Source organism: Aquibacillus koreensis, assembly GCF_025154055.1.
Classification (GTDB): Bacteria; Bacillota; Bacilli; order Bacillales; family Amphibacillaceae; genus Aquibacillus_C; species Aquibacillus_C koreensis.
Genome location: NZ_JAOALK010000055.1, coordinates 116,548 through 129,014 on the forward strand (window position 1 = coordinate 116,548; position 12,467 = coordinate 129,014).

Consider the following 12,467-nt stretch of genomic DNA (forward strand, 5'->3'; position numbering starts at 1 on the left):
TTTCTCGTGGGATAGCGTGCTTGTGAAGCTCGCTTTAGATGGAAGGAGTGGCAGGTAGTAGTGGTGAACTTTTCAAATTTGTATCGACATCAGACCTATGAAGCCCTAACAGATGAACCGTTAGATGTATTAATAATTGGCGGTGGGATTACTGGTGCAGGAATTGCATTAGACGGGGCATCTCGCGGATTGAAAGTCGGTATTGTAGATATGCAAGATTTTGCGGCAGGAACTTCCAGTCGCTCAACGAAACTTGTACATGGTGGACTTCGTTATTTACAACAATTAGAAGTTGGAGTAGTAGCAGAGGTAGGTAAAGAGAGAGCGATTGTCTATGAAAATGGGCCTCATGTTACAAGACCAGAATGGATGTTACTCCCTTTTTATAAAAAAGGTAATTTTGGTCCTTTGACGGCAAATGTAGGGTTACGTATGTACGACTTTCTTGCTAAAGTGAAAAAACAAGAACGAAGAACGATGTTATCCCGTAAAGAGGCACTAGAAAAAGAACCTCTATTAAAACGAGAACAACTTATTGGTGCGGGCTATTATGTTGAATATAAAACAGATGATGCAAGGTTAACCATTGAGGTCCTCAAAAAGGCTGTTGAGTTCGGTGCTCGTGCACTCAACTATACGAAGGTAGAAGAGTTGATTTATGAGGACGAAATGGTAACTGGTGTGAGTCTAGAAGATCAAATTACCGGCCAACAATACCAGGTTTTTGCGAAAAAGATCATTAATGCTGCAGGTCCGTGGGTAGATACAATGCGAGAATTAGATGGTTCGAAACAAGGGAAGAAGCTTCTTTTAACAAAAGGGGTTCATCTTGTGTTTGATCGTTCGATTTTTCCGTTAAACCAAGCTATTTATTATGACAATAAAGATGGCCGAATGATTTTTGCGATTCCGAGAGGAAATAAGACTTATGTAGGTACTACGGATACAACTTATGATGGTGATATTGCCCATCCAACGATGACGGTGGAGGATCGTGACTACTTGATTGAAGCCATACAATATAAATTTCCTACAGTTGCAATTTCTGCTGAAGATGTAGAATCAAGCTGGGCTGGTTTGCGTCCGCTAATTGAAGAAGAAGGGAAAGATCCAGATGAAATATCTCGGAAAGACGAGATTTTCATATCTGATTCGGGCCTTATTTCTATCGCTGGTGGAAAGCTAACAGGGTATCGGAAAATGGCAGAGAATGTGATTGACCTCATAACAAAGCAGCTAAAAAACGAAGTAGGAATATTGTACTCTCGTTCAGAAACAAAAAACATACCATTAGCTGGTGGTGATGTCGGTGGCGCTGAGGGGTTTGCAGCGTTTAAACTAAAATACATCTATAAGGGGAATGCCATTGGTATTGATCCAGTGGATGCAGAAGAATTAATTGATCGGTATGGCTCTAATGTTGCAAAAGTGTACGAACGATATACGGATCTTAAAAATGAAGCACTTGAAGCCGAACTTGATCCACTTGTGTTTGCGCAATTAAGATACGCGATTGAATCGGAGTGCATTTATAAACCGATTGATTTTTTTAATAGACGTACGAGTGGACTATATTTTAACGTAGACTGGGTAAAACAACATCGACATGCAGTTACAACCTATATGGCTAAGCTATTTAACTATACAAATGAAGAACGTGCCTATTATGGTAGAGAAGTGCAGGTCTTAATGGAGGAAGCAGTTTCTCCACAAGTGGAAGAATAGTGTTAAAAAAGCATGGATCGAGGGGTGCCCTTCATCCATGCTTTTACAATAAATTTTAAAGTTTTTCACAAATTGCAGAAATAATCCGGTTATATAGATAATGGTCATCATACCTCTCCTTTCAAGGCTTTCGAGTGCAAGTCGTAAATCTTAACGATGATGCTACTTATTTTTTAATAACTTTAGAATTGTGTACCCATCACTTGGAGTGTTTCGATAAGCACCAAATATAAAAGGGTATTTTATAGGTAGTATCGTAATAAAAAACTGTACCAGAGACGCGATCATGATTGCGTTTATAATGAAATAGGGTATTTCTGGTAAGTTGATATAGCGTAAAAGTAAATAGGATAGAAAGCTAAAAACCAAGGAAGAAATAGGTCCATTTAATAAAATGATATTATTGTCTCTTTTGTAATCTTCGCCGGTTGTCACACGGTATTGAACAAAACCTATCCAACCACTAAAAGGCTGCATCTTTATTGTTAATCTTCCAATTCTCCAATCAAAACTTTTAGAAGAAGAACCAAGCCTAATTTCCACAGGGTATTTTGATAAAACTAACGCAGTGAGCCCGTGCCCAAGTTCGTGTATAAATGTGGACAAGGGAAAAATAAAGCCAATAAATAATAAAAAAATAACGATAAACTCAAAAAAACTTTCCATTATCTTACCTCCATAAAATATAAGGTTGCGATTAATTTAACATTAATTTCCAATTACGAGTAGAAGGAAATAAAAAAGATCACCATAAAAGGTGATCATACAATAAAGCTATATAAAATTACTTATTCGAGTCATTTCATCTTATCTAACAACAATTTCCTCGCATGATTTATTTTATCCACTTTATCCATCAAGTAGATTTTCTTAGGTTTGATAAATCCGTCTCTAAAGTAAAATTGACGTTCGTGTTTGTTTTTTAATCCTAATACTTCTGTGTAAAATTGCTGCATCATGTATTTGCGGAAAGGGAAAGAGTGATATTGTTTAGGTTCATATATATTTTTGGAATATAATTTCGGATAACTATATAATTCACCTTGATACACTTGTCGCAATTCCGGGTGCTTACGAAAATCATCTGGTGAAATGAGAGAAGAACGTTGATCAAATAACGGATAACCACTTCGCCTCAATACTTCTGCAACAAACTGAGAACAAAAATAAGATGATGGCATCTCAATTGGATGATTAATTGGGATCCCGAGAAGTCCAATATAATTATAAAGGTACTTGTTTTCATTTTTTTCAAAAGTAGAGATGATGCGTTCAAGTTTTTGGTAATTTCTCTTAGGTATGTTTAATTCATATATTTCACAGGTGGTATTTGGGAACCAGCTAAATGTACCTGTCACAACATTTTCTTTGATAAATCCACCCCAAAAGGGATTCATGGGCTGTCTTCGTGCAAAACTGTATAAATTAGTTAAACGATCATCAAGTGAGATCGATGCATGATTGTATGGTGCAGAGGTGACCGTTTTAATAGCTCTGTTTGCAAAAGATCCTGTATTCGTTACGACAATGTAAACAGACTTCATCGTCAAACACCCTCTTTATGTTTTAGTGTTCATGTCTGGTAATAATATACAGTGCTAATAAAAGAATGTCAAAAAAATTGGAATTTTTTATACGATTTCTACAATGATACTGAAACCAAAAGTTAAATAGATTAGTATAGATATTATACTATCTTTTGATGTGAGTTGGAGGAAAACTTGATGGCAAATTTATCGAAACTAATACGATCCGATGCAATTAGTCAGTTAATATCAGGAATAGCGTTGTTATGCGTGGGACTCGTATTATTAGCTTTTGGAGCAATTTATACTTTTGAACTTGAACTCTTCATTTTTATACTACCATCTTTTATTGGAGGGTGGATTTTTGTTGTGAATGGGGTTCAGGATTTTGAAATAGCTAAAAATACAAAACTAAGACTGAAAGATGCGGAAGAAAGTACAACCAAGACAACATGGCCAAGTCGAATGTTTCTTCAATGGAAAATGAATCACTCCTTTCATTTACTGGATATGAAAGAATTGGAGTATCTATCTTTTATAGAGGCAGAAAAAACAGGTTATGATCGTTTCTTGTCTTTGATCATGGGGTTTACATCTATGCGCAGTTTTTTGCCCTTAAAACAAAAGCTTGTTGACGATAAAGGAAACACGTTATTTTATATACATAGAAAAGGAACGATCTTGAAATGGCGATCTTATGTGTATGACTCTAATGGGAAATGTATTGCGATCGTTGAAAAACCAAAGATGAAAAATGATGGAGATCTACAATACTTGGATTCTAGTGGCGTTAGGTGGATTGCGAATAAAGACGGAATCGGATTCTTTACCGTATCCGATGTTGAGGGAATAAGCAAGGTAGTGATGAAACCAGGAGCTATCCCAGTGGAATCAGAAGAACTCTCCAAAAGTAATGGTATTTTAATGGAGTGGCATGAGCAAACGGATATCCCTTATTCTTTATTGGTGTTTATTGGATGTATCAGTATTCGATACTTCCATGGGTAAGAGGAAATCAATTAACTATATAATAATGTATAGAAATATGGTATACTTCTACCGTTATAAAAGCTTTCTTGAGCAGAATACGACAACGTTCATGTAACGTCATCAAGAACAGTAAGCTGTTCAAAAGGTTTAACCCTCCTTTTTGAACACACTAGATAAAAAGGGGGAAGACGAATGCCTACAACTGAAGACCTACGTAAAGAGGAAAAAATAGATAAAGTCATCCCTTTTATACCAGAGGGCGACTTTTACTTTAGCAAAGGTGTTCAAGCCTTTCATAAAAAGAAATTTGATATCGCGATAAAATGGATAAAAAAGGCTGTAGAAATGTCGCCGAATGAGGCGCTTTACCATTGCCAAATGTCGATTATTTATACCGAAATTGGTGCTTATCATCTAGCGAATCAAATCTTAACCAAAGTTCTTTCTGAGTTTGATGATAGTTATATAGATTGCTATTATCTAATTGCCAATAATTATGCACATCTAGGTTTATTGCAAGATGCTAAAAAATATACAAAATCTTATTTAGAAAAGTCTCCAGACGGTTATTTCAAGGAAGAAGCAACAAATCTTTTAACCGTTTTAGAATTAGATGAAGACGATGATTGGCTTTTTGAAGAGGAAGATGAGCTATTAATCTACCAAGAAACAGCCTTTTATCATTTAGAACGTCAAGAATGGGAACAAGCGCTTATTTTGTTAGAAGAGATGATGACTATTTTTCCAAACCATATCGCCGCAAAGCATGAGTATAGTTATGCTCTGTTTTTCTCAGGGGAAAGAGAAGAGGCGGTTACCTTAGAAGAACAGTGGCTTAAAGAAGAGCCACAATCGTTGTTTAGTCAAACGAACTTGGCTATCTTTTACTATGAGCAAAAACAAGCGGAACTGTATCAGAAGCATATTGCATCTATTAAGAATGTGTTTCCAATCCATGAACAACAAAAGCTTCGTGTTGCTACAACACTTGCTCGGACAGGCCTCTATCGGGAAGCATACGATCGTTTCATGTCTCTCTCAAAATCAGAACTTAAAGGACATGTCTCTTATTATTACTGGTATAGTCTCGCATCGTTTCATGTTGCAAGTGAAGCAAAGGCTCTTGACCTATGGAAAGAAGGAAGTAAACGTCATAGTATTTTAAAAGAAAAAACTCATCCATGGTTACATGAATAATGTGTTCATAATATGCTAAATATATACAAATAATGAGCAGAATAGTAGACCAAATGTTTATTTCATATCATAATATGGATGAAATAGCTTGAAAGGGGCGACGACTTATGTCCGAAGAACGTATTTACGATGTGATTATTGCGGGTGCAGGACCAGCTGGAATGACGGCTGCTGTTTATACGTCACGTGCAAATTTAGATACACTAATGTTAGAGCGAGGAATCCCAGGTGGCCAGATGGCGAACACAGAAGATGTGGAGAATTACCCTGGATATGATCATATTTTAGGACCAGACCTATCGAACAAAATGTTTGAGCATTCAAAGAAGTTCGGTGCGGAATATGCGTATGGTGATATAAAAGAAGTAATTGACGGAAAAGAATATAAAACGATAAAAGCTGGCAGTAAAGAATACAAAACACGTGCTCTAATTATTACAACTGGTGCTCAATATAAGAAACTAGGTGTACCTGGTGAGCAAGAATTAAGTGGCCGTGGTGTATCTTATTGTGCAGTTTGTGACGGCGCATTCTTTAAACAAAAAGAATTAATTGTTGTTGGTGGCGGAGATTCTGCGGTGGAAGAGGGCGTCTATTTAACTCGTTTCGCTAGCAAAGTTACCATTGTACACCGTCGTGATCAATTACGTGCACAAAAGATTTTGCAAGATCGTGCATTCAATAACGATAAAATTGACTTCATCTGGGATACAGAAGTAAAAAGTATTAATGGGAAAGATGGCAAGGTAGCTAGTGCAACACTTGTAAATAATAAAACAGGTGAAGAGTATGAGCATGCTACGGACGGTGCATTCATTTATATCGGTATGATTCCATTAAGTGATCCATTTAAATCATTAGGTATCACAAACGAAGAAGGTTACATTATAACGAATGAAAAAATGGAAACAAATATCCCAGGCATCTATGCCGCTGGTGACATTCGTGACAAGGAACTAAGACAAATCGTAACGGCAACAGGCGATGGCAGTATCGCGGCTCAAGCAGCACAGGCATATATAGAGAATTTATCCGAAGCATTTAATGCGGTTAAATAATCTATTGTAATAAAAATTACATGAAACGTAAATGCTTTTTAACCCTGTTGTAACACGCACGAAATATTTATGGGGTACAATGGTATTAACTAATTGACCCCCTTTTAATAGATAGTTTTTCTAGAGCACAGGTAACCGACCTGTGCCATTTTTTTTGCCCTTATTATTATTGTGTTTTATTACGTAATATTCATAAACTACTCAGCAACTTCCTTACGGTCTTTTTTTTGGATGAGTGCTAATGTACCGCTTCGTCAGAATACGTCGCTTTCCGCGGGCACGGCCTCAGCTAACTCAGTCGCACAGTTCGCTCCTGAGTGGATCTTCGGCTCGCGCTGTTCCCGCAGGAGTCTCCGCATTCTGACTACGCTAATTTAGGTTTCCTATCTAATGATTAATTAACAACGGAGTTTTGCAACTGATGAGTAACTATACAAATTTCCGTTAGATTTATGGTCTGAATATGATCTTCTTAATAGATATTTTTTGTGCTACATCCAAGTTTTATATTGCATTGATAAAGACGCAGTTACTAGCGGAACAAGTGCAATTGGCGACACTCCTGCAGGAACAGCACGGGCTGAAGATCCACTCAGAAGTGTACTTCTTCTGAGTTAGCTGAAGCCGTGCCTGCGGAAAGGGAGCCAATTGCACTTGTGGAGCGGGTGTGATAGTTAAGTTAATGCACAGTATCGATCTACCAAGAAGCTAATAATGTAATTAAAGATTGTTCTCCTTACATACTTTTCCAATTAATGAAGAAAGTTACGAATTGGAAATGCTCATATTATTGTTAGTTGTGAAATATTCATTGTATAATAGGAGTAATGGTAAATCATTAGAATGAAAAGAGCTTTGACATAAAGAAAGAGATGATTATTTGAGACGGGTAACGAATTGTATTTTGAAACATAACAACTCCATATTAATGTTAAAGAAACCTAGACGTGGTTGGTACGCAATGCCAGGTGGGAAAATGGAGCTCGGTGAGTCGATCAAAGAATCGGTAGTAAGAGAGTTTAAAGAAGAAACGGGCCTCCAACTAATCAATCCTGATTTGAAGGGTGTATTTACATTTATCATTCAAGAAGACGATGCGGTAAAACAAGAGTGGATGATGTTTACTTTTTTATGTGAACATTATGAAGGTAAGCTTGTTGATTTTTGTAACGAAGGCGAATTGGAATGGGTTCCGATTAGTGAAATACAACAGAAACCCATGGCTGAAGGGGATCGTTCGATTTACGAGTTAATCCTATCACATAACGAACTCAACTATGGTACGTTTACTTATACTCCAGATTATCAGTTAATATCAGGTAAGCTTGATCCATCAAGTCGATAAAAGGGGGGCATTTTCATGGTAAATAAAGAACAAGAAACAAAGTTAGTTATTATTACAGGTATGTCAGGTGCTGGTAAAACGGTAGCTGTACAAAGCTTTGAAGATTTAGGTTATTACTGTGTAGATAATTTACCTCCTGCATTACTTCCGAAATTCTTAGAATTAATGCGTGATGCGACGAATAATATCCAAAAAGTAGCACTTGTAATGGATTTAAGAGGGCGAGAGTTTTTTGATTCCTTGTTTGAAGCTTTGGACAAGTTAGGCAAAGAAAACTGGCTGGAAGAACATATTTTATTTTTAGATGCTAGAGATAAAACATTAGTTTCCCGTTACAAGGAAACAAGACGTTCACATCCATTAGCACAAGATGGTTTGCCGTTAGAAGGTATTGAGTTAGAGAGAAACATACTTGATGAACTTCGCGGTAGAGCTCAGAATATTATAGATACATCCGATCTGAAACCGAAAGAACTACGAGAAAAGATTGTACAAAAATATGGCGAAGATAATCAAGAGATTTTTTCTGTGCATACACTTTCCTTTGGGTTTAAATACGGATTACCAATCGACGCTGATCTCGTTTTTGATGTACGGTTCTTACCGAATCCACACTATGTAGAAAACATGCGTCCACTTACCGGTTTAAATAAAGAAGTTTCGTCGTATGTTTTTAAATGGTCAGACACCCAAAAGTTCCTGGAAAAAGTAAAGGATTTATTACAGTTCATGCTTCCGCAATACAAGCGAGAAGGAAAAAGCCAAATTGTTATTGCGATTGGCTGCACAGGTGGTCAGCATCGCTCGGTTGCAATTGCAGAACATTTAGCAAATCACTTTTCGACTAATTATGTTACGCATGTAAGTCACCGTGATATTGACAAGAGAAAGGGACATTAAACATATGGTTGTAGACAAAAAACGAGATGTAGTCGTTTTGGGAGGCGGGACAGGAATGCCCGTCCTCCTTAGAGGACTTAAAAATTATCCGATTGATTTATCTGCTATCGTAACAGTTGCAGATGATGGTGGTAGTTCGGGACGATTACGATCTGAAATGGCCATGCCAGCACCAGGAGACATTCGGAATGTCATTGCTGCATTGTCGGATGTAGAACCAATGTTAATGGACTTATTTCAACACCGATTTACCCAAGGTAATGGTCTATCTGGGCATTCCATGGGTAATCTTTTATTAGCAGCAATGACATCAGTGACTGGAGATTTTTACAATGGAATAAAAGAAATTTCACGTGTGTTAAATGTGAAAGGAAATATTTATCCAATTGCAAATCAAAATATGTATCTCCATGCAGAAATGGAAGATGGACAAATCATTTCTGGAGAGTCCAATATCCCACTTGCAAATAAAAAAATCAAAAGAGTATTTCTAAAGCCTGAACCTGTGTTGCCGTTACCAGAGGCAATTCAAGCAATAAAAGAAGCGAGATTAGTAGTTATTGCACCAGGTAGTCTCTATACAAGTACACTTCCGAATATGATTGTCCCGCAGATCGGTGATGCACTTAAGAATACACAAGGGAAAGTTGTCTATGTTTGTAATGTGATGACGCAGCAAGGCGAAACAAATGGCTATTCTGCTGCCGATCATGTTCAAGCGATTACGAATCATGTAGGTGAAGGTTGTATTCATTCTATTATTGTAAATAATAGACCAATTCAAGGGGATGTAAGACAGGTATATGCTGAAGAAAATGCAGAGCCTGTTATTTATGATGTAGATCGATTAATTGGTATGGGGTTAGAGATCATTGAGGCAGATATAATCGATCATTCGAAAAAGATGCTACGACACGATACAGCGAAGGTTGCGAAGTTATTGTACTCCTTGTTGTAAGTAGTGACATTAGGGGGAGGTGAGAATGTGTCATTTGCTTCTGACTTAAAGAAAGAATTAACAAAAGTTGAAATTGAAGATTGCTGCGCTCAGTCAGAACTAGCGGCACTTATACGAATGAATGGAGCCATCTCCTTAACACGACAGGATTATGTTTTAGATGTGCAAACGGAAAATGCTGCTATTGCTCGTAGAATTTATACTTTGATTAAAAAACTATACGGATATCCAGTTGAACTGCTTGTTCGTAAAAAAATGAAGCTTAAGAAAAATAATGTGTATATTGTTCGTATGAAGGAAGGGGCTAGAAAGGTATTAATTAATTTAGACATCTTGGAAGAACCTTTTAACTTAACGAGAACAATATCCGCAAAGTTTACCGAAAAAGCGTGTTGTCGTAGAGCGTATTTACGTGGTGCGTTCTTGGCGGGTGGATCTGTTAATAATCCTGAAACATCATCATATCATTTGGAGATTTATAATTTTTATGAAGAGCATAATGAGTCGTTATGTAACTTGATGAATAAGTTGAATCTACATGCTCGTGCTTTGGAAAGAAGAAAAGGTTATATTACTTATTTAAAGGAAGCGGAAAAAATAACCGAGTTCTTTAATCATATTGGAGCGCACCAGGCATTATTTAAATTTGAGGATGTTCGAATCATACGAGATATGAGAAACTCTGTAAACCGATTGGTGAATTGTGAGACAGCAAACCTTAATAAAACAATTGGTGCTGCGTTCAGGCAAGTAGAAAATATCCGATTTATTGATAAGACAGTAGGCTTACAAGCATTACCAGATAAGCTAAGAGAAATTGCTACCTTACGCGTGGAACATCAAGATGTTTCGTTAAAAGAATTAGGCGAATTAGTTTCAACCGGTAAGATCAGTAAGTCGGGCATTAACCATCGATTAAGGAAAATAGATGAGTTTGCTGAAAAGCTGAGAAATGGTGAAGCAATCGAAAAGTAGCATAATGAAACAGTACTTTTTTTACAAAATAAATACTATATTAATACTAAGTTATTAAATTAAAGTAAAAGAAAGATATATTACCTACTTGGATTAATATGTATCTTGTAGGGCAAATCAATATCGTGCTATAATGAAAGGGAGCTCTCTCTAAAAAGAGAGCTCTATACTTTCATAGATATGGTAGCGCTTTCTTTTATTTTGATAAATGAGAGGGGAATATAGAGTGGTTGAGAAGTCTGTCGTTGTCGAGCTTCCTAGTGGTCTTCAAGCAAGACCTGCAGCTCAGTTTGTGCAAAAAGCAAATAGTTATGCAGCAGAGCTATTTATTGAAAAAGGTTCGAAAAGAGTAAATGCAAAAAGCATTATGGGATTAATGAGTTTGGCAATTGCTAGTGGGGAAGAGATAAAAATTATTGCAGATGGTTCAGATGATGAAGATGCATTGGAAGAATTAGTGTTGTTTGTGTCTGATGGTAAATAAATACAATAAAAAGGACCCCTCTATATGAACTGACCTAGTAATATGAGACAAGAAAAAGCACCTATGCTGCCTTTGCCCTGAATTGAACAGGGGAAAGGCAGTTTAATTTTGAAAACGGTCGTATATAGTTGTAATAATACATGTAAGATTCGACTTTTTCTAGTACAATAGAGTTTGTAAGACGCGCCTTTTGGTGTGTGTAGAATTCTTCCGACTTTATGGTGGAGTGGAAGGATTCAATGACGGCATTATCAAAGCAATTGCCTTTGCGGGACATGCTTGTGATAATGCCTTTTTCTTCAGCTAACTCTTGAAAAGCATACGAAGTGTATTGCGATCCCTGGTCACTGTGAAGTATCAGTCCTTTCGTTTCTCGCCCATTACAAGCTGCTTTCAATGTTTCTAGCACTAGATCTACTTCTTGGTTATGACTAACTCGATAAGCAACAATTTCATTATTGTACAAATCCATGATGGATGATAAATACATCGTTGACTCTCCAAAATTCAAGTATGTTATATCTGTAACCCACTTTTGGTTAGGTCTATCTGCTTTAAAATTCTGTTCCAACAAATTTGGAACGATACATTTACTTTCACCAGCAATTTTTGATTTTCTTTTAGGTTTGACTCGACATTGGATGTTGTATTTTTGCATGATTCTTTGCACAGTTAACCTATTTACAGAAATATGATGATCCTCTTTTAATATTTTTTTAACCATTCTATGTCCAACTCTGTATTTTAGGGTTTTACAAATATCGATTATTTGTTGTTCTAGCTCAGTCGGTTCCCATGACTTTTGAAGCCAACGATAGTAAGTAGATCTAGGGACTCCAATACAATCACATATCATCGATACCGCATAAACTTCCTTTAATGACTCCACTAGCTCTATTACTACTTCTGGTACCAACTCCCTTCGATTTCCTGGTACTTTTTTAAGATTTCATTTTTAATTTTTAGATGCTTAACTTGCCGTTTTAATTGGTCTATTTCACTTAGCTCCTCAGGACCTTTCCCAAAGGAATATTGTTTACCAATGGGTTGCGACAGTCGGTGTTCCTCCCCATCACGAAACCATTTCATCCATCTTTTGATTTGACTAACGTTACGTATACCGCACTTCTCCATAATCTGTTTATTGGTATATTTTTTAGACAACTTCATTTCAATGACTTTCCTTTTAACCTCTTCAGAATAAACATTTTTATTTTCTCCCATGAGAAAAGCACCTCCAGTAGTCGTTTAATTTATATACGACTCAGGGGGTGCTTTTTCCTCTGTCTCATTTAGTTAGGTCACTCCA

At 36.7% G+C, this 12,467-nt stretch carries 12 protein-coding genes; 9 read left to right on the top strand and 3 right to left on the bottom strand.

Annotation, left to right across the window (positions count from 1 at the left end; translation table 11 throughout):
* The first annotated feature begins 63 nt into the window (after positions 1–63).
* Positions 64–1,725 carry a glycerol-3-phosphate dehydrogenase/oxidase gene (locus tag NYQ66_RS16310; protein WP_259870952.1) on the top strand — a complete coding sequence of 554 codons (1,662 nt, stop codon included), beginning with the start codon at positions 64–66 and terminating at the stop codon, positions 1,723–1,725.
* A 162-nt stretch (positions 1,726–1,887) separates the two neighbouring features.
* Here the strand turns inward: NYQ66_RS16310 and NYQ66_RS16315 are convergent, their stop codons facing one another.
* Together NYQ66_RS16315 and NYQ66_RS16320 are read right to left on the bottom strand one after the other, a co-directional pair.
* Positions 1,888–2,391, bottom strand: coding sequence for a M50 family metallopeptidase (locus NYQ66_RS16315; protein WP_259870934.1), 504 nt, complete (start codon positions 2,389–2,391; stop codon positions 1,888–1,890).
* Positions 2,392–2,522: 131 nt separating this feature from the next.
* On the bottom strand, positions 2,523–3,269 hold the full coding sequence (locus tag NYQ66_RS16320; RefSeq protein WP_311202026.1) for a hypothetical protein: 747 nt from the start codon (positions 3,267–3,269) through the stop codon (positions 2,523–2,525).
* 180 nt (positions 3,270–3,449) lie between these two features.
* On the opposite strand from NYQ66_RS16320, the gene NYQ66_RS16325 reads away from it, so the two are divergent.
* The 8 genes from NYQ66_RS16325 to NYQ66_RS16360 all read left to right on the top strand — a co-directional run bounded on the left by NYQ66_RS16325 (position 3,450) and on the right by NYQ66_RS16360 (position 11,158).
* Entirely contained in the window at positions 3,450–4,259 is an 810-nt protein-coding gene (locus NYQ66_RS16325) for a hypothetical protein (protein WP_259870937.1), read from the top strand.
* Between the two features lie 174 nt (positions 4,260–4,433).
* A complete protein-coding gene (locus NYQ66_RS16330) occupies positions 4,434–5,438 on the top strand; it encodes a tetratricopeptide repeat protein (protein WP_259870938.1) in 1,005 nt (334 codons plus the stop codon).
* 107 nt (positions 5,439–5,545) lie between these two features.
* Positions 5,546–6,496: a thioredoxin-disulfide reductase gene (trxB, locus tag NYQ66_RS16335; protein ID WP_259870940.1), complete on the top strand. Its 951-nt coding sequence runs from the start codon at positions 5,546–5,548 to the stop codon at positions 6,494–6,496.
* 880 nt (positions 6,497–7,376) lie between these two features.
* Positions 7,377–7,841 carry an 8-oxo-dGTP diphosphatase gene (locus NYQ66_RS16340; RefSeq protein WP_259870941.1) on the top strand — a complete coding sequence of 155 codons (465 nt, stop codon included), beginning with the start codon at positions 7,377–7,379 and terminating at the stop codon, positions 7,839–7,841.
* A gap of 15 nt (positions 7,842–7,856) precedes the next feature.
* Complete coding sequence (gene rapZ, locus NYQ66_RS16345) at positions 7,857–8,741, top strand: RNase adapter RapZ (RefSeq protein WP_259870942.1); 885 nt, start codon at positions 7,857–7,859, stop codon at positions 8,739–8,741.
* 4 nt (positions 8,742–8,745) lie between these two features.
* Entirely contained in the window at positions 8,746–9,699 is a 954-nt protein-coding gene (locus NYQ66_RS16350; protein ID WP_259870943.1) for a gluconeogenesis factor YvcK family protein, read from the top strand.
* 27 nt (positions 9,700–9,726) lie between these two features.
* Entirely contained in the window at positions 9,727–10,674 is a 948-nt protein-coding gene (gene whiA / locus NYQ66_RS16355; protein ID WP_259870944.1) for a DNA-binding protein WhiA, read from the top strand.
* Positions 10,675–10,900: 226 nt separating this feature from the next.
* A complete protein-coding gene (locus NYQ66_RS16360) occupies positions 10,901–11,158 on the top strand; it encodes an HPr family phosphocarrier protein (RefSeq protein WP_259870945.1) in 258 nt (85 codons plus the stop codon).
* A gap of 61 nt (positions 11,159–11,219) precedes the next feature.
* Here NYQ66_RS16360 and NYQ66_RS16365 read toward each other — a convergent pair.
* A protein-coding gene (locus NYQ66_RS16365; protein WP_259867866.1) for an IS3 family transposase occupies positions 11,220–12,382 on the bottom strand; the annotation gives its coding sequence in 2 pieces (ribosomal slippage) (positions 11,220–12,100 and positions 12,100–12,382; 1,164 coding nt in all).
* Positions 12,383–12,467: the final 85 nt, after the last annotated feature.

Coding starts and splice junctions, on each gene's coding strand:
- NYQ66_RS16315 (WP_259870934.1), bottom strand. CDS start 2,391: ATGGAAAGTTTTTTTGAGTTTATCGTTATTTTTTTATTATTTATTGGC.
- trxB (WP_259870940.1), top strand. CDS start 5,546: ATGTCCGAAGAACGTATTTACGATGTGATTATTGCGGGTGCAGGACCA.
- NYQ66_RS16350 (WP_259870943.1), top strand. CDS start 8,746: ATGGTTGTAGACAAAAAACGAGATGTAGTCGTTTTGGGAGGCGGGACA.
- NYQ66_RS16325 (WP_259870937.1), top strand. CDS start 3,450: ATGGCAAATTTATCGAAACTAATACGATCCGATGCAATTAGTCAGTTA.
- NYQ66_RS16320 (WP_311202026.1), bottom strand. CDS start 3,269: ATGAAGTCTGTTTACATTGTCGTAACGAATACAGGATCTTTTGCAAAC.
- rapZ (WP_259870942.1), top strand. CDS start 7,857: ATGGTAAATAAAGAACAAGAAACAAAGTTAGTTATTATTACAGGTATG.
- NYQ66_RS16330 (WP_259870938.1), top strand. CDS start 4,434: ATGCCTACAACTGAAGACCTACGTAAAGAGGAAAAAATAGATAAAGTC.